The 26796-nt window shown below is 70.6% G+C and carries 25 protein-coding genes and 2 pseudogenes; 20 read left to right on the top strand and 7 right to left on the bottom strand.

Going from position 1 to position 26796, the window contains the following annotated elements; all coding sequences use genetic code 11:
• Positions 1–81: 81 nt before the first annotated feature.
• Positions 82–3624, top strand: a complete 3543-nt coding sequence (gene dnaE, locus ACRRRO_RS20280) for a DNA polymerase III subunit alpha (RefSeq protein ID WP_424797176.1) — start codon at positions 82–84, stop codon at positions 3622–3624.
• Between the two features lie 13 nt (positions 3625–3637).
• Here the strand turns inward: dnaE and ACRRRO_RS20275 are convergent, their stop codons facing one another.
• Positions 3638–3883 (bottom strand): RNA-binding S4 domain-containing protein, encoded by a 246-nt coding sequence (locus ACRRRO_RS20275; protein WP_424797175.1) that lies wholly within the window; start codon positions 3881–3883, stop codon positions 3638–3640.
• A gap of 36 nt (positions 3884–3919) precedes the next feature.
• Here ACRRRO_RS20275 and hisD point away from each other — a divergent pair.
• Positions 3920–5248 (top strand): annotated as a pseudogene (hisD, locus tag ACRRRO_RS20270) (histidinol dehydrogenase).
• A 74-nt stretch (positions 5249–5322) separates the two neighbouring features.
• Positions 5323–5607: a PspC domain-containing protein gene (locus tag ACRRRO_RS20265; RefSeq protein ID WP_424787912.1), complete on the top strand. Its 285-nt coding sequence runs from the start codon at positions 5323–5325 to the stop codon at positions 5605–5607.
• A gap of 47 nt (positions 5608–5654) precedes the next feature.
• On the opposite strand, the gene ACRRRO_RS20260 is transcribed toward ACRRRO_RS20265, so the two are convergent.
• Positions 5655–6200 carry an HNH endonuclease signature motif containing protein gene (locus ACRRRO_RS20260; RefSeq protein WP_424797173.1) on the bottom strand — a complete coding sequence of 182 codons (546 nt, stop codon included), beginning with the start codon at positions 6198–6200 and terminating at the stop codon, positions 5655–5657.
• A gap of 692 nt (positions 6201–6892) precedes the next feature.
• Here ACRRRO_RS20260 and ACRRRO_RS20255 point away from each other — a divergent pair.
• The 11 genes and pseudogenes from ACRRRO_RS20255 to ACRRRO_RS20205 all read left to right on the top strand — a co-directional run bounded on the left by ACRRRO_RS20255 (position 6893) and on the right by ACRRRO_RS20205 (position 14348).
• Positions 6893–7999 carry a histidinol-phosphate transaminase gene (locus tag ACRRRO_RS20255; RefSeq protein WP_424797172.1) on the top strand — a complete coding sequence of 369 codons (1107 nt, stop codon included), beginning with the start codon at positions 6893–6895 and terminating at the stop codon, positions 7997–7999.
• Complete coding sequence (gene hisB / locus ACRRRO_RS20250; RefSeq protein WP_424797171.1) at positions 7996–8598, top strand: imidazoleglycerol-phosphate dehydratase HisB; 603 nt, start codon at positions 7996–7998, stop codon at positions 8596–8598. Before ACRRRO_RS20255 ends, hisB begins: the two co-directional genes overlap by 4 nt.
• Positions 8595–9293 carry a hypothetical protein gene (locus tag ACRRRO_RS20245; RefSeq protein ID WP_424797170.1) on the top strand — a complete coding sequence of 233 codons (699 nt, stop codon included), beginning with the start codon at positions 8595–8597 and terminating at the stop codon, positions 9291–9293. The genes hisB and ACRRRO_RS20245 overlap by 4 nt, the downstream gene beginning before the upstream one ends.
• Positions 9290–9928: an imidazole glycerol phosphate synthase subunit HisH gene (hisH, locus tag ACRRRO_RS20240; RefSeq protein WP_424797169.1), complete on the top strand. Its 639-nt coding sequence runs from the start codon at positions 9290–9292 to the stop codon at positions 9926–9928. The genes ACRRRO_RS20245 and hisH overlap by 4 nt, the downstream gene beginning before the upstream one ends.
• 8 nt (positions 9929–9936) lie before the next feature.
• Positions 9937–10665, top strand: coding sequence for a bifunctional 1-(5-phosphoribosyl)-5-((5-phosphoribosylamino)methylideneamino)imidazole-4-carboxamide isomerase/phosphoribosylanthranilate isomerase PriA (gene priA, locus ACRRRO_RS20235; protein ID WP_424797168.1), 729 nt, complete (start codon positions 9937–9939; stop codon positions 10663–10665).
• Positions 10646–11329 (top strand): SseB family protein, encoded by a 684-nt coding sequence (locus ACRRRO_RS20230; RefSeq protein WP_434080754.1) that lies wholly within the window; start codon positions 10646–10648, stop codon positions 11327–11329. Before priA ends, ACRRRO_RS20230 begins: the two co-directional genes overlap by 20 nt.
• 231 nt (positions 11330–11560) lie before the next feature.
• Positions 11561–12186 (top strand): annotated as a pseudogene (infC, locus tag ACRRRO_RS20225) (translation initiation factor IF-3).
• Between the two features lie 52 nt (positions 12187–12238).
• Positions 12239–12433, top strand: coding sequence for a 50S ribosomal protein L35 (gene rpmI, locus ACRRRO_RS20220; RefSeq protein WP_424787903.1), 195 nt, complete (start codon positions 12239–12241; stop codon positions 12431–12433).
• 30 nt (positions 12434–12463) lie between these two features.
• Positions 12464–12847, top strand: coding sequence for a 50S ribosomal protein L20 (rplT, locus tag ACRRRO_RS20215; RefSeq protein WP_424791404.1), 384 nt, complete (start codon positions 12464–12466; stop codon positions 12845–12847).
• A complete protein-coding gene (locus tag ACRRRO_RS20210; protein ID WP_424797165.1) occupies positions 12844–13695 on the top strand; it encodes a TrmH family RNA methyltransferase in 852 nt (283 codons plus the stop codon). Before rplT ends, ACRRRO_RS20210 begins: the two co-directional genes overlap by 4 nt.
• Positions 13692–14348 carry a nucleoside/nucleotide kinase family protein gene (locus ACRRRO_RS20205; protein ID WP_424797164.1) on the top strand — a complete coding sequence of 219 codons (657 nt, stop codon included), beginning with the start codon at positions 13692–13694 and terminating at the stop codon, positions 14346–14348. Before ACRRRO_RS20210 ends, ACRRRO_RS20205 begins: the two co-directional genes overlap by 4 nt.
• A 5-nt stretch (positions 14349–14353) precedes the next feature.
• Here the strand turns inward: ACRRRO_RS20205 and ACRRRO_RS20200 are convergent, their stop codons facing one another.
• Entirely contained in the window at positions 14354–15643 is a 1290-nt protein-coding gene (locus ACRRRO_RS20200; protein WP_424797163.1) for a GNAT family N-acetyltransferase, read from the bottom strand.
• Positions 15644–15731: 88 nt separating this feature from the next.
• On the opposite strand from ACRRRO_RS20200, the gene ACRRRO_RS20195 reads away from it, so the two are divergent.
• The 4 genes from ACRRRO_RS20195 to ACRRRO_RS20180 all read left to right on the top strand — a co-directional run bounded on the left by ACRRRO_RS20195 (position 15732) and on the right by ACRRRO_RS20180 (position 19112).
• Complete coding sequence (locus ACRRRO_RS20195) at positions 15732–16277, top strand: AAA family ATPase (protein WP_424797162.1); 546 nt, start codon at positions 15732–15734, stop codon at positions 16275–16277.
• 77 nt (positions 16278–16354) lie between these two features.
• Positions 16355–17377: a hypothetical protein gene (locus tag ACRRRO_RS20190; protein ID WP_434080753.1), complete on the top strand. Its 1023-nt coding sequence runs from the start codon at positions 16355–16357 to the stop codon at positions 17375–17377.
• A 45-nt stretch (positions 17378–17422) separates the two neighbouring features.
• Complete coding sequence (gene thpR / locus ACRRRO_RS20185) at positions 17423–18004, top strand: RNA 2',3'-cyclic phosphodiesterase (RefSeq protein ID WP_424797160.1); 582 nt, start codon at positions 17423–17425, stop codon at positions 18002–18004.
• Positions 18005–18056: 52 nt separating this feature from the next.
• Entirely contained in the window at positions 18057–19112 is a 1056-nt protein-coding gene (locus ACRRRO_RS20180; RefSeq protein WP_424797159.1) for an ATP-dependent DNA ligase, read from the top strand.
• Between the two features lie 3 nt (positions 19113–19115).
• Here ACRRRO_RS20180 and ligD read toward each other — a convergent pair whose 3' ends face one another.
• The 4 genes from ligD to ACRRRO_RS20160 are packed head-to-tail and all read right to left on the bottom strand — an operon-like array spanning position 19116 to position 22948.
• Entirely contained in the window at positions 19116–20144 is a 1029-nt protein-coding gene (gene ligD / locus ACRRRO_RS20175) for a non-homologous end-joining DNA ligase (protein WP_424797158.1), read from the bottom strand.
• A gap of 10 nt (positions 20145–20154) precedes the next feature.
• Entirely contained in the window at positions 20155–21108 is a 954-nt protein-coding gene (locus ACRRRO_RS20170) for a threo-3-hydroxy-L-aspartate ammonia-lyase (protein ID WP_424797157.1), read from the bottom strand.
• An 8-nt stretch (positions 21109–21116) separates the two neighbouring features.
• Entirely contained in the window at positions 21117–22211 is a 1095-nt protein-coding gene (locus ACRRRO_RS20165; protein ID WP_424797156.1) for a PLP-dependent aminotransferase family protein, read from the bottom strand.
• A gap of 53 nt (positions 22212–22264) precedes the next feature.
• Positions 22265–22948: a DedA family protein gene (locus ACRRRO_RS20160; RefSeq protein WP_424797155.1), complete on the bottom strand. Its 684-nt coding sequence runs from the start codon at positions 22946–22948 to the stop codon at positions 22265–22267.
• Between the two features lie 187 nt (positions 22949–23135).
• Between ACRRRO_RS20160 and pheS the strand changes: the two genes are divergently transcribed.
• Positions 23136–24185 carry a phenylalanine--tRNA ligase subunit alpha gene (gene pheS, locus ACRRRO_RS20155; protein ID WP_434080752.1) on the top strand — a complete coding sequence of 350 codons (1050 nt, stop codon included), beginning with the start codon at positions 23136–23138 and terminating at the stop codon, positions 24183–24185.
• The gene (pheT, locus tag ACRRRO_RS20150) at positions 24185–26728 is read left to right on the top strand and encodes a phenylalanine--tRNA ligase subunit beta (RefSeq protein ID WP_434080751.1); all 2544 of its coding nucleotides are present in this window, start codon (positions 24185–24187) and stop codon (positions 26726–26728) included. The genes pheS and pheT overlap by 1 nt, the downstream gene beginning before the upstream one ends.
• Positions 26729–26796: the final 68 nt, after the last annotated feature.

Genomic DNA, 26796 nt, shown 5'->3' with positions numbered 1-26796 from the left:
CTGCCACCCTATGCCCGGTCCACGCACGCGCCCGGTGAGCCGTCCGGCCGCTGTGGGCGAGCCCGCCTAGACTCGGGTGCCATGGCCGCCGATTTCGCTCACCTGCACGTCCACACCGAGTACTCGATGCTGGACGGGGCGGCACGGTTGGACGATCTGTTCGCCGAGGCAGCCCGGCTCGGGCAGACCTCGCTGGCCACGACCGACCACGGGTACCTCTTCGGGGCCTACGACTTCTGGCGCACCGCCCGCAAGTACGACATCAATCCGATCATCGGCGTGGAGGCCTACGTCACCCCGGGTACCTCCCGGTTCGACAAGACCCGCGTGCAATGGGGGGAGGGCTCCCAGGGCGGTGATGACGTCTCCGCCCGCGGCGCCTACACGCACATGACGTTGCTGGCCAAGAACAACACCGGGATGCACAACCTGTTCCGGATGAGTTCGCTGGCGTCCCTGGAAGGTCAGATGGGCAAGTGGCCCCGGATGGACCGGGACTTGCTGTCCACCTACGCCGAGGGGTTGATCGGCACCACCGGTTGTGTGTCGGGGGAGGTGCAGACCCGCCTGCGCCTGGGCCAGTGGGACGAGGCGGTGCGGGCCGCCACCGAGTTGCAGGACATCTTCGGGCGGGAGAACTACTACGTCGAGATCATGGATCACGGCATCGAGATCGAACGCCGGACCATCACCGACCTGATCCGGCTGGCCGAGCACATCGGCGCGCCGCTGCTGGCCACCAACGACCTGCACTACACCAAGCGCGAGGACGCTCACGCCCACGAGGCGCTGCTGTGCGTGAACTCCGGTTCCCGGCTCACCGAGCCGTCATACGCGCAGGGCGGGTCCCGGTTCGCCTTCGAGGGAGAGGAGTTCTACCTCAAGTCCGGTGCGGAGATGCGTGAACTGTTCCGCGACTACCCGCAGGCGTGCGACAACACCCTGCTGGTGGCCGAGCAGTGCGAGGTCACCTTCACCGAGGAGGTCGGCCGGTACATGCCGCACTTCCCGGTGCCCGAGGGTGAGAACGAGGTCTCCTACTTCACCCAGCAGGTCGAACTCGGGTTGCACCAGCGTTACCCGAACGGCATTCCCGACGATGTGCGCGCCCAGGCGAACTACGAGCACGAGGTGATCACCTCCAAGGGGTACGCCGGCTACTACCTGGTGGTGGCCGACTTCATCAGTTGGGCCAAGTCCCAGGGCATCCGGGTGGGCCCGGGCCGTGGCTCGGGAGCCGGGTCGATGGCCGCCTACGCGATGGGCATCACCGGATTGGACCCGCTGAAGAACGGGCTGATCTTCGAGCGGTTCCTCAACCCCGAGCGGATGAGCCTGCCCGACTTCGACATCGACTTCGATGAGCGCCGCCGCGGTGAGGTGATCCGCTACGTCTCGGACAAGTACGGCGAGGACAAAGTCGCCTACATCGTCACCTACGGCACCATCAAGGCCAAGCAGGCGCTGAAGGACGCCAGCCGGGTCCTGGACTATCCGTTCGCGATGGGTGAGAAACTCACCAAGGCGATGCCGCCGGCGGTGATGGGCAAGGATGTCTCCCTGGCGGGGATGTTCAACGCCGATGACTCCCGCTACGCCGAGGCCGGGGAGTTCCGCCAACTCATCAGCGAGGACCCCGACGCGGCCAAGGTACTCGAGACGGCCAAGGGCCTGGAGGGCCTGAAGCGCCAGTGGGGTGTGCACGCCGCCGGGGTGATCATCGCCAGCGAGCCGCTGATCGACATCATCCCGATCATGCGGCGCGAGCAGGATGGTGCGGTCATCACCCAGGTGGACTTTCCCGCCGGGGAGGACCTGGGCCTGGTGAAGATGGACTTCCTGGGACTGCGGAACCTGACCATCCTGGAAGACGCGCTGATCAACATCGAGGTCAACGGCAAGGACCCGGTGATCGTCGAGGACCTGCCGATGGACGACCGGGAGACCTACGCACTTCTCGGCCGCGGCGACACCCTCGGTCTGTTCCAGCTCGACGGTGGCGGGATGCGCACGCTGCTACGGCAGATGCGCCCGGACAACTTCGAGGACATCTCCGCGGTCGGTGCGTTGTACCGGCCCGGCCCGATGGGCGCCAACTCCCACACCAACTACGCCCTGCGCAAGAACGGCCTGCAGGACATCACCCCGCTGCACCCGGCACTGGCCGGGCCCCTGGACGAGATCCTCGGCACCACCTACGGGCTGATCGTCTACCAGGAGCAGGTGATGGAGATCGCCCAGAAACTCGCCGGGTACACCCTGGGTGAGGCGGACCTGCTCCGCCGGGCGATGGGCAAGAAGAAGCGGGAGGTCCTGGACGCCGAGTTCGACAAGTTCCACGCCGGGATGCGTGAGCGGGACTACCCCGAGGCGGCGATCAAGGCGCTGTGGGAAGTCCTGGTCCCGTTCAGTGACTACGCCTTCAACAAGGCCCACTCCGCGGCCTATGGGCTGGTGTCCTACTGGACCGCCTACCTCAAGGCCCACTACCCGGCCGAGTACATGGCCGCCCTGCTCACCTCCACCCGGGATGACAAGGACAAGTCCGCCCTCTATCTGAACGAGTGCCGCCGGATGGGCATCACGGTGCTGCCCCCGGATGTGAACGCCTCCGAGGGAACATTCACCCCGGTGGGCGATGACATCCGGTTCGGGCTGCGGGCGGTCCGCAACGTCGGTGACAACGTCGTCAGGGCGATCGTGGCCACCCGCGCGGACAAGGGCGCCTTCACCTCCTTCACGGACTTCCTGGACAAGGTGCCTGCGGTGGTGTGCAACAAGCGCACCATCGAATCGCTGATCAAAGCCGGTGCGTTCGACTCCCTGGGACACACCCGCCGGTCGTTGCTGCTCATCCACGAGCAGGCCGTTGACGCCGTGATCGGGGTCAAGCGGAAGGAGGCCGAGGGCCAGTTCGACCTGTTCGCCGGACTCGGTGACGCCGATGACGAGGTGTCCCTGACCGTGGAGGTCCCCGACCTGCCCGAGTGGGACAAGAAGCAGAAACTCGCCTTCGAGCGCGAGATGCTCGGGTTGTACGTCTCCGACCATCCGCTGTCCGGTATCGAGCACGTGCTCACCAAGGCCGCCGATGTGCCGATCGCGACCCTGCTGGCCGATGAGGCGCGACCTGACGGGTCCACCGTCACCGTGGCCGGGCTGATCACCTCGGTCGCACGCAAGGTCTCCAAGCAGGGCAACACCTGGGCGGCGGTGACCATCGAGGACATGGCCGGCAGCGTCGAGGTGATGTTCTTCGGGGAGACCTACCTGGCCTACTCCACCGCCCTGGCCGAGGACACCGTGGTGGTGCTGCGCGGCCGGCTGCGCCGGCGCGATGACTCCCTGGCCCTGCAGGCGATGGAGATGTCCCTGCCGGACGTGTCGGTCAGCGATGATGCCCCGATGACGGTCAGCCTCGCCGAGTACCGCTGCACCACCCCGGTGGTCCAGCAGTTGCGCGACATCCTGTCCACCCACCCCGGTGTGACCGAGGTGCGGTTGCGACTGACCTCACCCGGCCGGGCCACCGTGTTGCGACTGGACGATCAACTCCGGGTGGAGCGCACCCCCGCGCTGTACGGGGACCTCAAAGCCCTGCTGGGGCCGCACTGCGTGGCCTGAGCAGGGCCGGACCTCACCCGCTCACCCGCAGGTAGGTCCAGCCGACCGGTGCCTCGATACCGATCACATCCCCGCGGTTCAGTTGCCTGCCGCGGCGTGCCTCGATCTCACCGTTGACGGTCACCGCGGCCTCGGCGAGCAGCGCCTTGACCTCGATCCCGTCCTCGGCGACGCCGGCTAGTTTGAGGAACTGGCCCAGCCGGATCATGTCGTCGCGAATCGCCACGTCCTGCGGATCGGTCTGCGGTGTTGAGGGCATCACCTCATCATGGCAGCGCGCGTAGACTCATGCCTCGTGATGCGCACGATCGACCTTCGTAACACCGCACCCTCTGCGGCCCACCTGCGCCGGGTGCTTCCCCGTGCCGAGGTGGACGTGGCGGCCGCGATCGAGACCGTCAGGCCCATCCTGGAACGTGTCCGCCAGGAGGGGGCCCCGGCGATCGCGGACTACACCGAGACGTTCGACGGCGTGACACCGGCCTCCCTGCGGGTGCCGCAGGAGGTGCTCGCCCGGGCACTGGCCGGGCTCGTCCCGGATCTGCGGGCGGCGCTCACCGAGGCGATCGGTCGCGCCGGAAAGCCCACCGCGCCCAGTTACCCGGCGCCGCCCGCACCACCTTCGGCCCCGGTGCACAGGTCCACCAGCGGTGGGTCCCGGTGCGTCGGGTGGGTCTGTACGTCCCCGGGGGACTGGCGGTCTACCCCTCCTCGGTGGTGATGAACGTGGTGCCGGCCCAGGAAGCCGGGGTGACGGCACTGGCGGTGGCCAGTCCGCCACAGAAGGACAACGACGGCTGGCCCGATCCGGTGGTGCTGGCCACCTGCGCCCTGCTCGGGGTGGAGGAGGTCTACGCCGTCGGGGGCGCTCAGGCGGTGGGCATGTTCGCCCACGGTGTCGAGGCCGCGCCGGGAGCCGGGGCGGAGAATGCCTGCGAACCGGTCGACGTGATCACCGGCCCGGGCAACATCTACGTGGCGGCGGCCAAACGCGCGGTACTGGGCCTGGTCGGCATCGACTCCGAGGCCGGCACCACCGAGATCGCCGTCCTGGCCGATGAGACCGCGCAACCCGCCTACGTGGCCGCGGACCTGATCTCCCAAGCCGAGCACGATCCGGCGGCGGCCTCGGTCCTGATCACCGACTCGGGAGCGCTGGCCGATCAGGTCGCCGGGCAGATCGAGGCGCAGACCGAGTTGGCCAAGCACGCCGACCGGATCCGGACGGCGCTGACCGGCCCGCAGTCGGCGGTGGTGCTGGTGCAGGACCTGGACCAGGGCGTGCAGGTGGTCAACGCCTATGCGGCCGAGCACCTGGAGATCCACACCCGCAATGCCGCGCAGGTGGCCGAGCGGGTGCACAACGCCGGAGCGATCTTCCTCGGCCTCCACTCGCCGGTGCCGCTGGGGGACTACCTGGCTGGGTCCAACCACGTGCTGCCCACCGGTGGGACCGCACGGTTCGCCAGCGGCCTGGGGGTGATGGCCTACCTGAAGTCGATGCAGGTGATCGACTACGACGCGGCCGGTCTCGCCGAGGTCACCGACCACCTCGTGGCCCTGGCCGCGGCGGGGGGACCTACCGGCCCACGGTACCGCCGCAGTGCTTCGCCGGACGGAGTAGGAGCGGAGGCTCAGGGTCATCTCCGGGTGTTCCCCGATGGCGCACGTTGCCAGCGGCTCCCTACTCTTGGGTCCATGGACTCCTTCTTCGACGTCATCCGTAATCTCGGCTTCCGGCGCGGACCACGTCGGGTGCTGGCCGGCCTCGCCGGCGGCATCGCCGACGCCACCAATCTCGACGTGGTGCTGGTGCGGGTGTTGATGATTGTTGCGATGCTGCTGCCGGTGCTAGGACCCACCCTGTACATCGTGCTGTGGATCCTGCTCCCCTGGCAGGACGGCACCATCCCGCTGCAGCGGCTGGTGAACCAGTACCGCACCAACAGGAACAGCGACGCACCGACGATCGTGCCGGAGTAGCGCTCCCCGCCGGGCCCGTCCCCCGCGCTTGGCTCGGGAGTCTCCGGCTAGGCCGCGGCATCCGGGTATGACCACTGGCGGGCCGCCCGCAGGCGCTGGATCTCCCAGTTGCCCGCGATCACGCTGACGGCCCACTTCAGGTTCATCCGCCCACCGTTGACGGGGCTCAGGGCCTCCCCATGCGTCGGGTCCGCGGGGACCTCGGTTCCGGTCGGTGCGTCCGGCGGGGCAGGACCGAGGTCGCAAACCCCGGGGAGAGGCATCCCGTCGGGGTCGATGACCTGGACGTGGTCGCGCCTCATCGTCAGTGCGAAGCCGCCCTCATGGAGCAGACGGTGGTGCTGACCGCACAGCAGCACGAGGTTGTCCAGTTCGGTCGGCCCGCCGTGCGCCCAGTGCTGCACATGGTGCGCATGGATGTGCCGGCGCCGGTCACAAGCCGGGAAGCGGCACCCCTGATCGCGCGCCCACAGCGCTCGCATGAGGTCGGCATTCGGTGTGCGGGTGCGCTGCCCGACGTCGATGGTGCGGCCCGGATGGGTGCTCGGCACCGCGTTGTAGGCCGATTCGCCATCGTGCAGGTGTAGCACCACGCCGGTGTCACACGTCAGCCGTCGCGCGGTCTCAGGGTGAAGCGCCGGGCCGAGTTCGAGCCTGGCAGAGCCGACCGAAGCCGGGGCGGGCGGCGCCGGGGGCGGGTTCGCTCGCCTGGGTCGGCGTACCCTCGGCACAGATCTGGACCAGCGCGTCGGCCAAGGTGGCATGTTCCTCAGCCCCATCCGGCGCCGCTGCTGAGCCGGAAGCAGTCGATGGCCCGTTGGGATCGGTACTGCCCAGGTAGTCCCGTGCCAATTGGTCGCACTGGCTCTACGGGCGACGCCGAGGAGGCTCTCCTCGGTCTCCGGGGTGGCCACCCGGGTCAGGGCGCGAACCTTGGAGTAACTGACCAGGCCCGCTCGAAAGTCGGCGCTGATCAGCGGCAGCCCCGGGAGCGCCCGGGCTACCCGGAGGCCAGGCCGCTGATCTCTTCCTCCAGCCGGGTGGCAACTGTTGTGGTGTCGATGGTCTCAGTGATGGGGTGGCCGTCGTCGTGGTCATCGCGCTCGCCTTACTCGAACGTATGTTTGCCACGCTATCGTCGGGGTCCGACATCGCCGTGAGTACCTCCTGCGCTCAGGACGGTGCCTCCCGAGGCTCCCGCGGAAGCGCGACGGAGCGAACCTGCTGACGCTTCCGCGCCGGGCGCGGGACCGACCGCCGGGGCACACGTTCTAGACTCACCGGTGTGACCTTGCCGCTACGCCCGGACCTGATCGGGATCGAACCCTACGGCGCCCCCCAGTTGGACGTGCCGGTCCCGTTGAACACCAACGAGAACCCCTACCCGCCACCGGAGCAGGTGGTGGCCGACATCGCCGATTCCGTCGCCCGCGCCGCGGCGGGGGTGAACCGGTATCCGGACCGGGACTTCGTGGGCCTGCGTACCGAACTGGCCGGTTATCTGGCGGTCGAGTCCGGTGCTGATGAACTGCGGGCGGAGAACATCTGGGCCGCCAACGGTTCGAACGAGGTCATGTTGCACCTGCTGCAGGCCTACGGCGGTCCGGGCCGGACGGTGCTGTCCTTCGCACCGACCTACTCGATGTACCCCGAGTACGCCCGGGACACCTTCACCACCTACGTCGCCGGCACGCGGACGCCGGACTTCCGCCTGGACGCCGAGCACGCGCTGGAGCAGATCGCGAAGGTGCGCCCCGCCGTCGTCCTGATCGCCAGCCCGAACAACCCCACCGGTACCGCGATGGACATCGAGACCATCCGCGCGATCGTCGCCGGGACCACCGACACCGGCCCGGACGGCGCCGCGAGCCTCGTGGTGATCGACGAGGCCTACGCGGAGTTCCGGCGGGAGGGCACGGCCAGCGCGTTGAGTATCCGGCCCGATCACCCGCACCTGGTGGTGGCGAGGACGATGTCGAAGGCCTTCGCCCTCGCCGGCGCCCGGGTGGGCTACCTGGCCGGGGCCGCAGAAGTAGTCGATGCCCTGCGTGTGGTCCGCCTGCCCTACCACCTCTCGGCCATCACCCAGGCGGTGGCCCGCACCGCCCTGGCCCACGCTCCGGCCCTCCAGGAGGGCGTGGCCGCACTGCGCGCCGTGCGCGATGAGTGCGTGGCATGGCTGCGTGCGCAGGGCTTCACGGTTGCGGACTCCGACGCGAATTTCGTGCTGTTCGGCACCTTCGCCGACCGGCACCGCATCTGGCAGGGGCTGGTGGACCGAGGTGTGTTGATCAGGGAGACTGGGCCTGCGGGATACTTGAGGGTCTCGATCGGGACCGAAGAGGACATGGCCGCCTTCCGCGGCGCATTGAAGGAGGTGACCAGCCGGTGAGCTCACGCACCGCGAAGGTCGAACGCAGCACGTCGGAGTCCACCGTCAGCGTCGAGGTCAACCTGGATGGCACCGGCGCCACCGACATCTCCACCACGGTGCCGTTCTACGACCACATGCTCACCGCGCTGGGCAAGCACTCCCTGGTCGACCTGACCGTCCGGGCCGAGGGCGACACCGAGATCGACGCCCACCACACCGTGGAGGACACCGCCATCGCGCTCGGCCAGGCCCTGCGCCAGGCCCTGGGGGACAAGAGCGGCATCGCTCGATTCGGTGACGCCCTGGTGCCGCTGGACGAGGCCCTGGCCCGGGCCGTGGTGGACATCTCCGGGCGTCCCTACGTGGTGCACTCCGGGGAGCCGGAGGCCCAGGCCCACCACCTGATCGGCGGGCACTTCACCGGCTCCCTCACCGGGCACGTCTTCGAGTCGCTGGCCTACCACGCCGGAATCTGCCTGCACGTTCACCTGCTCTCCGGGCGGGACCCGCACCACATCGCCGAGGCCCAGTTCAAGGCGTTGGCCAGGGCGCTGCGCGCAGCGGTCGCACCCGACGCGCGGGTGGACGGGGTGCCCTCCACCAAGGGGGCGTTGTGACCGCGGTACCGCCCGGGGATGACGACGGCGACCGTGAGGAGCGGGTCGAGGACGAACGCCTCAACGGCGACGTCTTCGACCAGGCGGCCTTCGACGCCGCCTTCGCGGCCGAGTTCGGTCAGGCCACCGAACCCGACCGCCCCGCCGCCGCGCCGACCGAGCGCCATGATGAGATTGATCACGCCGACGGCAGCGCGGGCACCGAAAGCACCGACCAGCGCCGGATCATCGCGGTGGTGCTGACCCCGATCCGTTCGGCCGCGGCCCTGGCCGCGCTGTGCGCGATGGCCTCCATCGACGCCCACGTGATCGCCTCCAGGAACGGGGCGCTGGCCGTGCGCACCATCACCGGCCCGGTCGATGAGACCGAACTGCTGCTCACCGGCGCCCCGGCCGAGGCCGTGGAGCTGGCGCAGACGCTGTCCCGCACCGCCAAGGTCGGGGTGGTGCTGCTCACCGCGAACCTCGGCACCGGGCAGGACGGGCCCAGCGGCACCATCACCGGCCGGGAGTACACCGGCGGGGAGGCGGGGCAGGAGGTGCCCGCCGGACTGGTGCTGGCGAACGCTGACGACGTGCTGGAGTCCCTGCTGATCGGCGCCCTGGACCCATTGGATGCACCCGGACGGATCGATCCAGCGAAGGTAGCGCGCCCCGGGGGCCTGTTCGGAACCCGACGGCGCAAGAAGCGATGACGATCCCGCTCGCGCCGCGGGTGGCGGTGCTGGACTACGGGTCGGGGAACGTGCGCTCGGTGGTCCGGGGCCTGCGCCGGGCCGGTGCCCGGGTGGACCTGACCGCCCAGCCCGAGGCGGTCGCGGGCGCTGACGGGCTGGTCGTGCCCGGCGTGGGGGCCTTCGCCTCGGTGATGGCCGCGCTGGAGCAGGTCGGGGCGCCGCAGATGATCGGTGACCGGCTGGCCGCCGGCCGTCCGGTGCTGGGCATCTGCGTCGGCCTGCAGGTGATGTTCAGCGACGGACTCGAGCACGGCGTGCACACCCGAGGGCTGGGCCACTGGCCCGGCCGGGTGGAGCGCCTGGACGCCCCCGTCGTCCCGCACATGGGATGGTCCACCGTCGAGCCACCACCGGACAGCGCCCTGTTCGCCGGACTGGAGGAGGAACGGTTCTACTTCGTACACTCCTACGCCGCCCGGTCCGCCCCGGCGCACCTGCGCACCACCTGGTCCACCCACGGCAGTTCCGAGCGGAACACCCGCTTCGTGGCCGCGGTGGAGAACGGATCGCTGAGCGCCACCCAGTTCCACCCGGAGAAGTCCGGCACCGCCGGCGCCGCCCTGTTGCGCAACTGGTTGAACACCCTGACCTGAGGAGACCCTTGAGCACACTTGAACTACTCCCCGCCGTCGATGTGGCCGACGGCCAGGCCGTGCGCCTGGTGCAGGGAGAAGCCGGCACCGAGACGCACTACGGCTCACCACTGGAGGCGGCGCTGACCTGGCAGCGCGACGGCGCCTCCTGGGTGCACCTGGTGGATCTGGACGCCGCCTTCGGCCGCGGCTCCAACGCCGACCTGCTCGCCGAGGTGGTCGGGGCGTTGGATATCGATGTGGAACTGTCCGGCGGGATCCGCGACGACGAGTCGCTGCAGCGCGCCCTGGCCACCGGCTGCCGCCGCGTGAACCTGGGCACCGCGGCCCTGGAGGACCCGGACTGGACGGCCAGGGTGATCGGGGAGCACGGCGACCGGATCGCTGTGGGGCTGGACGTGCGCGGCACCACCCTGGCCGCCCGTGGCTGGACCCGGGAGGGTGGGGACCTGTGGGAGGTGCTGGCACGCCTGGAGGAGGACGGGTGCGCGCGCTACGTCGTCACCGACGTCACCAAGGACGGCACCATGCGTGGTCCGAACACCGACCTGCTCACCCGCGTGTGTGCCCGCACGGACGCCCCGGTGGTGGCATCCGGGGGGATCTCCAGCCTGGCCGACATCGAGGCCCTGGCCGAACTCACCCCGATCGGCGTCGAGGGCGCGATCGTGGGCAAGGCCCTGTACGCCGGTGCGTTCACGCTCGGCCAGGCCCTGGATGTGGCCGGGCGTTCCTGATGTCCCGGGAGTTGCCGCCGACGTCGGCCTTCGCGGCGATGACGGCAGCACCGATCCTCACCTGGGCGCGGCCCTGGCGCGGACCGGTGCGCAGGAGCGGTTGCGGGCCGTGGTCGATGCCCTGGTCCGGGCCCGCCTGCTGGTACCGGTCGTGGCACACCTGGACGAACATGCCGAGGAAGTCGCCGGAGCCGGGGGCATGCCGATCGCGGGGGAGAAGCAGGCCTCGGCGGCCATGGTGACGGTGGCCACGCCCGACGGTCGCTCGGCGATGCCGGTGTTCTCGGCGCTGCAGACCCTGCACGCCTGGCGCCCGGACGCCCGCCCGATCCCGGTGCCCGGTCCGCAGGCAGCCCTGGCCACCGTGACCGAGTCCGACGGCCTGCTGGTGCTGGATCCAGCCGGCCCGGTCCCGGTGCTGGTGCCCCGGCCCGCGGTGTGGGCGCTGGCGCAGGGCCGTCCCTGGGTGCCCCCGGCCGACGACGACCAGTTGCGCGCGCAGGTCGGTGCGGCACTGCGCAAGGTGCCGGGGGGTCGCGACGGTGGAACTGGAAGACGCACCGGGCGGGGCCACCACGGTGGTCCTGGGGGTACCAGCAGGGCTGTCCCGCGCGCAGGTGGCCCGGATCACGTCCCGGGCCGGTGCGGAACTGGCACGATGTGATCTTGTCGCCGAACGTGTCGACGCCGTTCAGTTGCGGGTGCGTGCGTGTTAGACTCGTCGCTGACCAACCGGTCCTGACGGGCCGGACCAAGCGGAGCCACTCCCACCCCTGCTCGACCGAACGGGTCACGCCGCACCAGAGCCTGGGTCCCGGTCGCGGGCAGTTGATGTCCGCACGAGCAGACGCTCAGACCACAGGCCTCCGCACACCCGCGGGGGCCTTTCTCGTGGGTGGAAGAAGATCACCTCACGAAGGAGCCACACATCAGCGATCCCCGCATCAACGATCGGATTCGCGTCCCGGAAGTACGCCTGGTCGGCCCGAGCGGCGAGCAGGTAGGAGTTGTCCGGGTCGAAGACGCGCTGCGCGCCTTGCCGCCGAGGCCGATCTCGACCTGGTCGAGGTCGCGCCGGACGCCCGGCCGCCGGTTGCCAAACTCATGGACTACGGCAAGTTCAAGTACGAGTCGGACATGAAGGCCCGTGACGCGCGGCGCAACCAGGCACACACCGTCCTGAAGGAAATCAGGTTCCGGCTCAAGATCGACGAACACGACTACGCCACCAAGAAGGGCCACGTCGAGCGGTTCCTCAAGGGCGGGGACAAGGTCAAGGTCATGATCATGTTCCGCGGCCGCGAGCAGTCCCGTCCGGAGATGGGCATGCGGCTGCTGCAGCGCCTGGCCGAGGATGTGGAGGAACTGGGTCACGTGGAGTCCGTGCCGCGCCAGGACGGGCGGAACATGACCATGGTGCTCGGCCCGAACACCAAGAAGTCCGAAGCTCGCAGCCAGCAGCGGCGCGACCGTCAGGCTCGAGAAGAAGCTCAGCAGAACGACGCGGCAACGTCGTCCTGAGACGTCCGCACCACCTCCCGGCCGGCGTGCCGGGAAGATCAAGGAAGAGGCCATGCCCAAGAACAAGACCAACTCCGGTGCCAAGAAGCGCTTCCGCGTGACCGGCTCGGGGAAGATCATGCGCCAGCGCGCGCGCCACGTGCACAAGTTCCAGGAACGAAGCAAGCGCCAGGCGCGCCGGCTGGTGAACGACGTGGTCGTTTCACCCGCGGACACCAAGAAGACCAAGAAACTGCTCGGCAAGTAAGCGCCCGGCACCCCAACCAAGGAGCATCACGTGGCACGCGTCAAGCGGGCGGTCAACGCCCATAAGAAGCGCCGGACGACACTGGAGCGCGCCAGCGGCTACCGCGGGCAGCGGTCCCGGCTGTACCGCAAGGCCAAGGAACAGGTCGACCACTCACTCAACTACGCCTACCGCGACCGCCGGGCCCGCAAGGGTGACTTCCGTCGGCTGTGGATCCAGCGGATCAACGCCGCGGCGCGTAGTTACGGCCTGACCTACAACCGGTTCATCCAGGGCCTGAAACTGGCTCAGGTGGAGGTGGACCGTCGCGTCCTGGCAGACCTGGCAGTCAACGACACCGAAGCCTTCGCGGCGCTGGTGAAGGTGGCCAAGGACGCCCTGCCGGAGGATGTGAACGCTCCGGCTACGGCTTGAGCCCACTCTCGAGCGCAGCCGAACGCCCGGCCGGCCCGGTGGACCTGACTGACGCCCGCGCACCGCGCGTCAAACGGGTCCGCGCGCTGGCCGGGCGTTCTGTGCGCGGGCGCCAGGCCAAGTTCCTCATCGAGGGGCCCCAGAGCGTGCGCGCGGTGCTGACGCACCAACCGGGCATCGTGGTGCAGGTCTTCCACACGCCCCAGGCGGCCGAGCGCCATCCCGACATCGCCGAACGCGCCCGGCAGGTGGCCGCCCGGAGCACCACGACCGCCTCGGAGCAGGTACTGCACGCGATGAGCCCGGACGCCCAGGGGGTGCTCGTGGTGGCCAGGATCGAGCCGGTTCCCGTGGAGGAGGCGCTCGAGGGGCCCTTGGTGGCCTTTCTGCACCAAGTGCGCGATCCCGGTAACGCCGGAACGGTGATCCGGGCGGCCGATGCCGCCGGGGCCGGTGGGGTGGTGCTCTCCGAAGCGAGCGTGGAGTTGCACAACCCGAAGACGGTGCGCTCCAGCGCGGGATCGATGTTCCACCTGCCGGTGGCCACCGGAGCGGACCTGACCGGCACCATCGAGCGGGCTCGCAATGCCGGAATGCAGGTGCTGGCGGCCGACGGCGAGGGGCAGGTGGAGTTGGACGACCTCGCCGACGCCGCGGGAACCGGGGACCTGTCCCGGCCGACCCTGTGGGTGTTCGGGAACGAGGCCCACGGCCTGACCGCCCGTGAGCGCGCGATGGCCGATGCGGTGGTGCGCATCGGAATCCGCGGCCATGCCGAGTCGCTCAACCTTGCCATGGCGGCCACGTTGTGCCTGTTCGCCTCGGCTCGGGCACAGCGCCATCGATGACGCCCCCAGCCAGGCTGACTGCCTCCCCGGGCGACCTGGGGCACCTGGTCGACCGGATCCGCGCCCTGTGCAACTCCGGCCGGGTGCTGATCGGTGTCAGCGGGCCGCCCGGAGCAGGCAAGTCCACTCTCACCGCGGCCCTGGCGCGGGAACTGCACGCCGAGCAGGTGGGCTGCGCCGTCGTCGGCATGGACGGCTTCCACCTGGCCCAGGCCGAACTGGACCGGCTCGGACGGGCCGAGCGCAAGGGCGCCCCGGACACCTTCGACGCCCACGGGTATCTCGCGCTGTTGCGCCGGCTGCGTCAGGAGAGCACCAACACCGTTTACGCACCGATGTACCTGCGCGGGGCCGTGGAACAGCCGATCGGCTCCGCGGTTCCGGTTCACCCCGGCGATCAGGTGATCCTGACCGAGGGCAACTACCTGCTGTTGGACACCACGCCCTGGGACCAGGTCCCGGGCCTGCTCGACGAGGCGTGGTTCGTGCGCACCGACGACGATGCCCGGCGCGAGCGACTCCTTGCCCGGCACCTGGCCGGAGGTAAGACGCGCGAGCGCGCCCTGGCCTTCACCGACGGGTCCGATGCTGCCAACGCTGCCCTGGTGGCCACCACCCGGGACCGCGCGGACGTCGTCATCGACTGGGTCTGAGGCCCTCAGAACATCAGTGCGCCGTACGGCGCGGTGTCGGTGCGCATCGCGCGGGACAGTTCGGCCACCGCGCCCGGACGCACCTCGGTGACGTACCCGGCAGCAGCCTGGCCGGCGATCGACCGGTTGCCCAGGTAGGTCGCGGCCAGGTCCGAGACGTCCAGGCGCACGTGCGCGTCGTCGTCGGTCCTTCGGCACCGCCCGGTGCCGTCGGCGCCGACCTGCAGGTGCCACCGCCCGGCATTCGGCGGGCACATCTGGTCGGTGACCTCCAGGACCACGTCACAGGGCGCGGCATACCCCCGCTGGGACAGCGCTTCGGCGACATCGATGATGCGCAGCCACAGGCTGTCCGACCCGCGCACCCCGGCCGCGCGGGGCCCCCCGGCCCACCACAGCAGCGGATCGTGCAGGGATCGGTTCGGCAGTTCGGCTCCGGTGGTCAGGTCCACATCCACCAATCTCCGACCCAGGGCGAGCAGCGCGGCGGAGTCGACCGCGGCCATCTCCCATACGTGGACCTTGCCCTCGGGCAGGCCGGCGCTGGACCACTTGGCCTGACGCCGGATGATCGCATATCCGACCGGCTCCTTCTCGCGCTGGGCCAGCAGCAGCCGGAGCGGTTCCTTGCTGCCGCGCTCGGTCGCGTGGTCCACCCACCAGGTGGCGCCCTGGGCGTCGCGGCGGGCCACCGCCCCCAGCGTGGCGGCGGTGGTGGCGCGGTGCACCTGCTGGACCAGGTCAGCGGACTCCGAGGCGGGCAACAGGTGGGTGCTGATGCCCTCGGCCGACCGCGCGATGTGCTCCGGCGCGGCCAGGGTGATGCCGCGGTTCAGGGTCAGGGTGATGTCCAGGGAGGCCACCGCGTACCCGAATCGCCCGTAGATCCCTGGTTCCGAGGCGTGCAGGCCGGCGAGCGCAGCGCGGCCCTGTTCACGCACCCGGTGCACCTGGTGGGAGATCATCGACCGCAACAGCCCGCGCCGACGGTGGTCCGGGTGCACCCCGACCCAGGTCAGGGCATCCATCGGGACCCGGCGCACCTGGTCACCCGGCCCGGGAACCGTCAGATCCATGTCCCACGAGGCGAAAGTGGCGGCCAGCGGGCGGGGCTGGGGAAGGGCCACGGGCTCGGGACCGGAGTACTCCACCCCCCAGACCATCTGCGGGTCCAGGGTCGCCATGAACTCCTGCGGGCTGAGCCCGGGCCGGTCGTGGAACCACACCAGCACATCGGTGGCGGTGAGCCGGTCGGCATCGGCGGGGGACAGGGGCATGATCCGGTAATTCTTCATGGTGCGATGATCCCGGCCGCCGGGGCTGGAGCGCGAGGGGATATTCTCGCGGATTGGCACGCGGCGGCGCCGCCGGTACGGTGTGGCGGTGCGGGCACAGCGGATCCTCATCTACGGGGTCACCGGGAGTGGGAAGACCACCTTGGCCCGCGAGCTCGCCGGCGCGCTGGGCGTGCGCGCGGTCAGCGTCGATGATGAGATCGGCTGGTTGCCGGGGTGGGTGAGCCGGCCGGCGGGCGAGCAGCGGAACCTGGTCGAGCAGGTCGTGGCGCAGCACGCCTGGGTGATGGACACCGCTTACGGCGCCTGGCTGGATGTGGTGCTCGGCCGGACCGAGGTGATCGTGGCGCTGGACTATCCGCGGGTGGTGTCACTGGGACGGTTGGTGCGCCGCAGCCTGGCGCGCGCGATCGACCGGCGGCCGATCTGCAACGGCAACACCGAAACCTTCCGGGTACTGTTCTCCCGCGATTCGATCCTCATTTGGCACTGCCGGTCCTTCGCCCGCAAACGAGCCCGGATCCGCTGCTGGGCGGCCGACCCACCGGCGGGCCGGGTGGTGGTGCTGCGCAGTCCGCGGCAGACCCGCAGGTTCCTGGCCGGCCTTGGCGCGGCGCCGGCGGCGCGGCCCTGACCTCGGGGGTGAGCCGGAACATCGCGTTGTCCGTCCCACGGCCCCGGTGGCCCCGCGGCGGCAGTATCGTGCACTGGATGGGAACGCAGCAGGCCGGCTCGTGGGCGGTCCGCCTCGGTTCGGGCATCATCGTGGCCATGCTGGTCGCGACGGTGCTGGCCACGCCGGCTCACGCGAGCCTGGGCGGGTCCGCGGAGGCCACCGGGATGCGCGGGCAGGCCCCCGAGGTGCGCCTGGAGGTCAGCGCCAGTGGCGCGATCTCCGCGGTGCAGCCGATCCTGGACCGGCTCACCCGCGATCCCATCCTGAGGGGCCGCCAGGAGATCGCCGCGCAGGTCCACACCCCGGAACCGCCTTCGGGCGCCGAGTCCCGGACCCAGCCGGAGCGCCGGATTCCCGGTCTGGTCACCGTCGAGGAGATCAGCGCGAGGACCGAGCGCGTCCAGGACGGCGACCTGTCCGCCCTGGCCCGTACCGGTCAGGTGGACGTCGGCCTGCTCGGCCTGGATGTGTTGCGGGTCGGTGGAGTGCACGCCCAGGTGAGCACTCATCCCACCGAGGAGCCCACTGCCTCAGCGGGCCGGCCGAGTGTGCAGTTCTTCGGCCGCCAGGTGCCCCTGCCGGTCGATGAGCCGGTGGACATCGATCAGTACCTGTCCACGGCCGATGCCCTGGAGGCGCTGGAGACGGCGGTGCCGGGACTGACCACGCTGGTGCAGACCCTGGGCGGGGTGTTCGAGGCCGGTGGCGGGGTGCAGGTGCGGATGGGCCGCACCGAGCAGGCCGATGCGGCCACCGGGTCGGCCACAGCGGTGGGCTTCTACGCCGCGGTACACCTGGAACTGGACGCACGTATCTGCATCCCGAACCTGTCCGGGGAGTGCCTGGCCGAGGTGACCATCCGGACCGATGCCGCCGTGCTGGCTGGTGTTGGCCGAGACCTCGGTGGAGCGACCCGAGATGCTTCCGGTGATCGAGCGGATCGACTGGACCCTGGTGGTGCCGCTCACCGCGGCGGTAGCGCTGGTGCTGTTCGGCCTCGGCCTGGGACTGGGACGGTGGCGCCGTCGGCAGCAGCCGGACGTCGCCAGCAGCGCTGACCCAGGAGGGCAACCGGAATCCCCGGCGCAACGGGTCGGGCGGCGATGAGAGTCTTCGCCGCAGTCGACCTCGCTGCCGAGGCCGCCGAGCACCTCGACGGTGCGCTGGAGGTGATCCGCGACGCTGCCGGGTCGCGGTTGCGCTGGGTGCATCCCGCCCAGTGGCACATCACCACGGCGTTCTACGGGCAGGTTCCCGATGGGTCCGTGCCGGACCTGATGCAGGCGCTGACCGCGAATGCCGCGATGAGCCGGGCGATCACGCTGCGGCTGTCCGGGGCGGGCTCGTTCACCGGGCGCACGCTGTGGATGGGGGTGGCCGGTGCGGACCGGGCCGACGAGCGGGCGTTGGTGGGCTTGATGGCCTCCTGCGCCGAACTGACCACCGAGCCGGACCGTAGGCGCCGGCGCGGGCACCTGACCGTCGCCCGCACCGGCCGGCGCTCCGACGGCACCGAACTGCCCGGCCTGGTGCGGGCCCTCTCGGTCTACCGCGGACCGGCGTGGTCGGTGCGGGACGTGGGGCTGTACTCCTCCGAACTGGGCGCCGGCCCGGGCGGCAGTCCCCGGTATGAACTGCTCGGTACCGCCCCGCTGGGCCATGGCGAGAGTTCGGGCGCCGGCTGATCGACCGTCTCCGGCCTTTGCGAGCGGCGCCGGACCTGCCAGACTCTCGCCCATGGATCTGCCGCTGTCGTGGCCGCCGGCGCCGATGCTGGCCAAGGCCGCCAAACAAGTTCCTGCCGCCGACGCGATCGAGGGTGGGTACGCCTATGAACCGAAGTGGGACGGGTTCCGCGCCCTGATCGCACGGGACGGGGCGCAGGTCCGGATCGCCAGCCGCAGCGGCAAGGACCTGACCCGGTACTTCCCCGAACTGGCCGACACCCTCGGTGAGCACCTGCCCGCCCGGTGCGTCCTGGACGGGGAGGTGGTGGTGCGCACCGGAGAGCCCGGCGCCCAGCGCCTGGACTGGGAGGCGCTCTCGGCCCGGGTGCACCCGGCCGCCTCCCGAATCGCGCTACTGGCAGAGCAGACCCCCGCGGAGTTCATCGCCTTCGACGTGCTCGCACTGGGGGAGCAGGACCTGACCGGGGCCTCGTTCCGGACCCGCCGTACCCGCCTGAGTCAGGCTCTGTCCGGGGCAGGTGCCCCGGTGCACCTGACCCGGCTGACCGACGACGCCGAGGTGGCCCGGCACTGGTTCGCCACCTTCGAGGGGGCCGGGCTGGACGGCGTCGTCGCCAAGGCGTGGGAGAGCACCTACCAGGGTGGCAAGCGCACCATGGTCAAGGTCAAGCACGCCCGCACCGCGGAGGCGGTGGTGCTGGGCTACCGGGTGCACAAGTCCGGCCGGGGGGTCGGATCGTTGCTGCTGGGCATGTACTCCGGCGCCGGCGACTTGGTGAACGTGGGCGGGATCGCCGCGTTCACCGATAAACGCCGGGTCGAACTGGTCGAGGAACTGCGGCCCTGGGTGATCACCGACGACGACGGTGCCCCCGTCCTGGGGGAGACCGACCGTTCCCGGTTCAGCTCCGGCAAGGACATCAGTTTCGTCCGGCTGCGACCCGAGCGGGTGGTCGAGGTGGCCTTCGACCAGCTCGAGGGGAACAGGTTCCGCCACGCGGTGAGGTTCCTGCGCTGGCGCCCCGACCGGGAGCCGGAGTCGGCGACCCTGGAGCAGGTGGAGCGTGCGGTGGCCTACGACCTCGACGAGGTGCTGGCCTCCTGAGGCTCAGTACTCGCTGTCCGCGCGCCGCTTCTTCGAGGGCTGCACCCTGGGCGGCTCCCCGGGCATCTTGGGGTACTCCGGCGGGAAGGGTTCCTCACCCAGACCGTCCTGGAGGTCCTGCTCCCACCAGGACATCGCAACCTCCAGTGTGCCCAGGTGATCGTCCAGGTCCGCCCAGGCATCGCCGTCGGCCGCCAGGATGTCGGGCACGGTGCGCACCGTGAACTGGCCCGGGTCCAGCCCGTCCAGATCCGCCCACCGCACCGGCATCGACACCGGCGCCCCGGCCAGGGGCCGGGGGGAGTAGGCAGAGGCGATGGTGCGGTCCCGGTTGGCCTGGTTGAAGTCCACGAAGATCTTCTTCCCGCGCTCCTCCTTCCACCACGCGGTGGTGACCAGGTCCGGCATCGCCCGCTCCAGGCGCCGCGCGATCGCGATCACCGCGTGACGCACGCCGAGGAACTCCACGACCGGATCGATCCGGGCGTACACGTGCAGCCCGCGCGAACCGGACGTCTTCACCCAGGCGACCAGACCGGCGTCGGCCATCACCTCCCGCAACGCCATCGCCGCGGTGACCACGTCACCGAAGGTGCGGCCCGGCTGGGGATCCAGGTCGATCCGCAATTCGTCCGGGTGGTCGTTGTCACCCGAGCGCACCGGCCAGGGGTGGAAGGTCAGCGTGTTCATCTGCACTGCCCAGACCGCGGTGGCCACCTCATCGATCACGAGTTGGGGGTGGGACCGCCCCGACGGGTAGGTGCAGATCGTGGTACGGGCCCACTCCGGGACCCCGCGCGGGGGGTTCTTGGAGAAGAACTCCTCCCCGTCGACGCCGGTGGGGAAGCGTTGCAGCGTCACCGGGCGGTCTCCGACGGCCCGCAGGATACCGTCGCCGACGGCGATGGTGTACTCGGCCAGATCGGCCTTGGTGATCTGCTCCTGCGGCCACAGGAGACGGTCCGGGCTGGACAGGCGCACCTGACGCATAGTGGGTCCGGGGACGTCCAGCACGATCGCCTTGGCAGCCATGCGCTAAACGCTACTGGGTGGCGATCAGTGCGGCATAGCGGTTCAGGTCCACGTTCCCGCCGGACACGATCACCCCGATGCGCCCACCCCGGACGATCTCGGTGTGCGTCAGCAGCCCCGCCAGCGCGAGCACACCGGTGGGTTCGGCCACCAGCTTCGTCGTCATGGCCAGCACTCGCATCGCCTCACGCAAGGCATCGTCGCTCACGGTGAGCACATCGGCGGCGCCGCCGGAGATGATCGGGAAGGTCCACTCGCCCAGCGCCTGCGTCTGGGCGCCGTCGGCGATGGTGCGTGGGGTGTCGATGTGCACGATCCGACCGGCGCGCAACGAGCGGAGCCCGTCGTCCCCGGCCTCGGGCTCCACCCCGTAGATCCGGGCCGCCGGGGCCGCCTCCCGCGCCGCCAGGATGGTGCCGGCGAGCAACCCGCCCCCGCCCAGTGGGGCCAGCACCACGTCCAGCCCGGGAGCCTGGGCCAGGAGTTCGGCGGCCGCGGTGCCCTGCCCGGCGATGATGTGCGGATGGTCGTACGGGGGGATCAACGTTAGCCCGCGCTCGCGGGCCAGGTCCGCGCCGAGCTGCTCCCGGGTCTGGGCGTAACGGTCGTACCGCACCACGTCGGCGCCGTAGCCCTTCGTCGCGGCGACCTTCACCTCGGGGGCGTCGTGGGGCATCACTATCGTGGCCGGGACGCCCAACTCACCGGCAGCCAATGCGATCGCCTGGGCGTGGTTACCCGAGGAGTAGGCGATCACCCCGGCCGCCGCCTGGGCCGGGGCCAGCTGGAGCAGCGCGTTGAAGGCACCCCGGACCTTGAAGGCACCGGCGCGCTGCAGGTTCTCGCACTTGAGGAACACCCGGGCACCCACCCGGTCATCCAGACGCCGTGAGGTCAGCACCGGGGTGCGGTGCACATGCGCAGCGATCCGGTGGGCCGCCGCGGGTACGTCCTCGGGCAGCACCGGCGGGCTCAGGCGACCTCGCGGAAGGCCTGGGCCAGGCGGGTCACGCCCTCGCTGATCTCCTCCAGGCCGACCCCGGAGTAGGCCAGGCGGATCGCGTCCCGGGAACCGTCGGTGACGAAGTCCGAGCCCTTGACCACCGCGACTCCGCGTTTGGCCGCGGCCTCGGTGAGCGCGTCGCCGTCGACCCCCTCGGGCAACTGCACCCACAGGAAGTAACCCCCCTCGGGCTCGACGAAACTCACCTGCGGCAACTCCGCCCGCAACGCCTCGCCCAGGCGCTTGGCGCGCTGGGACAGCGCGGTCTTGACCGTCTCGATGGAGGAGTCGAAGGAGCCACCCCGGACGAACTCGTTCACGATCGACTGCGAGACCATCGACGGCGAGATGTAGGTGGAGGTGGCCAACTTGGTGATCGTGGCGATCAGGTCCGCGTCGCCCACCAGGTAGCCCACCCGGATCCCCGGGCACACGGTCTTGGAGAAGGAGGAGGCGTAGACCACCTCATCGCCACCGGCCAGGGACAACATGGTGGGTTCGGTGGTCCCGGTGAACCGCAGTTCCACGTAGGGATCGTCCTCGAAGATGGTGAAGTCATACTCCCGGGCCAGGGCCACCAGGGCCCGGCGCTTCTCACCGGAGAGGGTGTAGCCGGCCGGGTTCTGGAAGTTGGGGATGATGTGCGCCAACGTCACCGGTGTCCCGCCGGCGAGCAGTTCGGCCATCGCGCTCACGTTCACCCCGTCGGCCTCGAGTTCGACCGGGTGCACCTTCGCTTCGCGTCCTCGCAGGGACAGCAGCGTCCGGTCGTAGCTTGGCCGTTCGACGATCACACCGTCTCCGGCCTGCACCAGGGTCTGGAAGAGGAATGCGTCGGCCTGCATGGACCCGTTGGTGACGAGCACCTGGTCCTCGGCGACGCCGTGGCGCTGCGCGATCCACGCCCGCAGCGGCTTGTACCCCACGGCGGTGCCGTAGGCGAAGGAACCGGCGGGGTCCTTGCTGAAGGCGCGCTCGGCGGCTCGGCGCAGTCCGTCGACGTCGATGATGTCCAGCGACGGGGCGCCACGGGCAAAGGAGATCGGTGCAGGTTCAACGGCCATGCGTCCACCCTACCGACAGCACCGACCCCCGGCGGTCAGAGGTCCTGCGGCCCTCAGGGCTCCTCGCGCCGCCGGCGCCGGCTGCGTTGGAGCCGGTGCAGCACGAACACCAGCAGCGCGAGCCCGATCGCCACCAGGGTGAGGGTGGACAACGCTCCGCTCCAGCGTTGTAGTGCCGGTTGGATGGCCGGGCCGAAGCCGAAACCCAGACCGATCCAGATTGCGTTCCACAGCCCCGAGCCGATCGTGGTGTAGACGGTGAAGGCGCCGAGGTTCATCCGCACCAGACCGGCCGGGATCGAGATGAAACTGCGCACCAACGGCACGCACCGACCGGTCAGTACGGCGATCGCTCCCCACCGGGCGAAGAAGGCCGCCGCACGGTCCACGTCGCCGGTATCCAGCAGCGGGATGCGGCGCACCACCGACCGGGTGCGGTCCGGACCCAGCGCGGCCCCGATGCCGTACCAGAACCATGCCCCCAGCACCGAGGCGAGTGTGGCCGCAATGAAGGCTCCCCATGCACTCATCCGGCCCTCGTAGGCCAGGAAACCCGCCCCGGGCAGCACCGCCTCGGAGGGGATCGGGGGGAAGAAGGTCTCGATCAGCACCGCCAGGCCCACCCCGACTTCCCCGATCGACTCCATCAGGGACAGCACCCAGCCGATGAAACCCTCGTACCCGGCGGCGGGGTCGGTGGTGCCGGAGGAGGCTGGGTAGGCAGAGGAGGTCGGCACGCTCCAGTGTGACGCACCTTCCGGCCGCGGGCGCGCGCGACTGTGCCATGATGGGGCCATGGATATGCTCCCGCGCCGATTTAGCCGGCCCGTCTCCGGGCCGGCGCGCGGTCGCTGAGCGACGCAGTCACGCCCCGGGCGGGCAACCCCAGACCACCCTGCAGTGACGATTTGGAGAACGTTCGTCGTGTCCACCCCGCTCTCACCTCTGGATGCAGAGGCCATTAGTGCTGCCGTTGCCCGCGCCAGGGACGCGGTAGCCGCGGCCGGCAACCTCGATGAGCTCAAGGCGGCCCGCCTCGCGCACACCGGCGACGCCAGCCCGCTGGCCCTGGCCAACCGCGCGATCGGCTCCCTGGAGAAGTCCCAGAAGGCCACCGCCGGGCGCATGATGGGCCAGGCCCGTGGCGAGGTGAACAAGGTGATCGCGCAGCGTCAGGAGGTGCTCACCGCCGAGCGGGACGCGCAGGTGCTGCGCACCGAGGCGGTCGACGTCACCATTCCGGTGGACCGGCACGTCCTGGGCGCACGCCACCCCCTGGAGGTGCTCGGTGAGGAGGTCGGCGACTTCTTCGTCTCCATGGGCTGGGACATCGCCGAGGGCCCGGAGGTGGAGCACGAGTGGTTCAACTTCGACGCCCTGAACTTCGGCCCGGACCACCCTGCCCGGCAGATGCAGGACACCTTCTTCGTCGCCGATGACACCCCAGGTCAGAACGAGCACCTGGTGCTGCGCACGCACACCTCCCCGGTGCAGGCGCGCACGATGCTCTCCCGCGGCGTGCCGGTGTACGTGGCCTGCCCCGGCAAGGTGTTCCGCACCGACGAGCTCGACGCCACGCACACACCGGTCTTCCACCAGGTGGAGGGACTGGCGGTGGACAAGGGTTTGACGATGGCGAACCTGCGCGGGGTGCTGGACCAGTTCGCCCGAGCGATGTTCGGCCCGGATGCGCGCACCCGGATCCGGCCCAGCTTCTTCCCGTTCACCGAACCCAGTGCGGAGATGGACCTGTGGTTCCCGCAGAAGAAGGGCGGGCCCGGCTGGATCGAGTGGGGTGGCTGCGGCATGGTGCACCCCAACGTGCTGCGTGCCTGCGGCGTGGACCCGGACGTCTACTCCGGCTTCGCCTTCGGCATGGGCCTGGAACGCACCCTGATGCTGCGCCACGGCATCGATGACATGCACGACATGGTCGAAGGCGATATCCGCTTCTCGCTGCAGGGAGACCGCTGATGCCCTACATCACCGCGCAGTGGCTGCGCGAGCACGTGACGGTGCCCGCCGGCACCGGTGCCGCCGACCTGGCCGCCGACCTGGTCCGGGTGGGCCTGGAGGAGGAGGAGATCCACACCCCCGACATCACCGGACCGCTGGTGGTGGGACGCGTGGCGCAGCTGGTCAAGGAGGAGCACTCCAACGGCAGGACCATCTCATGGACCCAGGTGGATGTGGGTGAGCACAACCCGCCCGGGCAGCAGGGTCGCGGCATCGTGTGCGGCGCGCACAACTTCGACGTCGGCGACGCCGTGGTGGTCGCCCTGCCCGGGGCGGTGCTGCCCGGAGACTTCGCCATCTCGGCCCGCAAGACCTACGGGCACGTCTCGGACGGGATGATCTGCTCGGCGGCTGAGCTGGGTGTGGGCGAGGGGCCCGAGGCAGAGGCAGGAATCATCGTGCTGGACGAGGGCGCACCCGCCCCCGGCACTGATGCGCGCGGCCTGCTCGGCCTGGACGAGGACGTACTGGAGATCAACGTGACCCCGGACCGGGGGTACTGCTTCAGCGTGCGCGGCATCGCTCGCGAGTACGGACACTCCACCGGGGCGGAGTTCACCGACCCGGTGCTCGCCCAGGCCCCGCCGGAGCCGACCCCGGACGGATTCGAGGTGGCGGTCAAGGACGAGGCACCGATCCACGGCCGGGCGGGCTGCGACCGCTTCGCCACCCGGATCGTCCGCGGCGTGGACCCGGATGCGCCCACCCCGCCGTGGATGGCGCGCCGATTGCGCCAGGCCGGGATGCGCCCGATCTCGGTGGTCGTGGACGTGACCAACTACGTGATGCTCGACGTCGGCCAGCCGATCCACGCCTACGACCTGGACAGTCTCATCGCCCCGATCGTGGTGCGCCGGGCCCGCTCCGGCGAGCACCTGGTCACCCTGGACGACGTCCGACGCGACCTGGCCACGGAAGATCTGCTGATCACCGATTCCGCCGGTGGCCACGGTGAGCGCATCCTCGGCCTGGGTGTGATGGGCGGTGCCGCGACCGAGGTCAGCCAGGACACCACCGACGTGCTGATCGAAGCCGCCCACTTCGATGCGGTCAGCGTCGCGCGGACCGCACGCCGCCACCGGCTGCCTTCCGAGGCCGCCAAGCGGTTCGAGCGCGGGGTGGACCCGGCTCTGCCGCCGGTCGCCGCCCAGATGGTGGTGGACCTGCTGGTGCGCCACGCCGGCGGACGTGCCGACCCGGCGGTCACCGACCTGGACCGCACGGCGCCGCCGGCGCCGATCCGGTTGGACGCCGCCGAGCCGGCCCGCCTGGTCGGGGTCGACTACACCACCACGCAGGTGGTCGAGACCCTCACCGAACTCGGAGCCCGGGTGGATGAGGGCGAGGAGCGCCACCTCGTGGTGACTCCACCGACGTGGCGCCCGGATCTGGTCGCCGCGGCGGACCTGGTGGAGGAAGCGGTCCGGCTGCGCGGGTATGACCAGGTTCCCTCGGTGCTGCCGCAGCAGGCCCGGCCCGGACGCGGGCTGACCACCGATCAGCGCCGCCGGCGCCGGGTGGCCCAGGTGTTGGCCGACATCGGCCTGGTGGAGGTGCTCACCTACCCGTTCGTGGCCGGCTCCCGCGATGACGAACTGGGCCTGGCCGAGGACGACGAGCGCCGGCTCCGGGTGCGCCTGGCCAACCCGCTGGCGGACAACCAGCCCTACCTGCGCCCCACCTTGCTGCACACGCTCGTGGATGCCGCGGTACGCAACGTGGGCCGGGGATTGACGGATCTGGGCATCTTCGAGGTCGGCATGGTCACGGTCGGCACCGGCACCCGCGAAGCCAGCCCGCTCCCGCCGCTGGGCGTACTGCCCGGACCGCGGGACCTGGCGGCGATCGAGGCGGCCGTGCCGGACCAGCCCCGCCACGTCGCCGGGGTGCTGACCGGCAACGCCGAACCGCCCGGTGTGTACACCGCGGCGCGGCGGGCGGACCACACCGACGCCATCACCGCGGTGATCCGGATCGCGGACGTCCTCCGGGTGCCGGTGCGCATCGAGGCCGAGACCACCACCGCGCCGTTCCACCCGGGGCGTTGCGCGGTGGTGCGCGCCGAGGACGGCCGGGTGCTCGGCCACGCAGGTGAACTGGCCCCCAAGGTGGTCAGCGCCCTGGGGCTGCCCGAGCGGACCGTGGCCTTCGAGGTGGACCTGGACGCGATGCTGAGCGTGGCACCGCGGGAGCCGGTGCAGTTCGCTCCGCTCTCGACCTACCCGGCAGCCAAGGAGGACATCGCGCTGGTGGTCCCGGCCGATGTCCCGGCGGCCCAGGTGCTGGCCACGGTCGAGGAGGCGGCCGGGGACCTGGCCGAGGCGGTGCACCTGTTCGACCGATACACCGGTGAGTCCGTCGGCGCCGAGCAGGTGTCCCTGGCCTTCGCGCTGCGGCTGCGAGCCCCGGACCGGACGCTGACCGCCGCCGATGCCGCGGCCGTACGCGAGGCGGTGGTGGATCTGGCGGCCAAGCGGCACGGAGCCCGGCTGCGGACCTGAGCACCAGGGGCCTGCGAGGAGGGGCCCGAGGACCAAGGTCCCTGGAAGACGCCTGGTCGGCGGGGCAC

The sequence above is a fragment of the Sanguibacter sp. Z1732 genome, from assembly GCF_051020515.1.
Lineage (GTDB): Bacteria > Actinomycetota > Actinomycetes > Actinomycetales > Beutenbergiaceae > CALKWS01.
The sequence above is the reverse complement of the archived record's forward strand: the minus strand, read 5'-3'. Positions and strand labels throughout refer to the sequence as shown.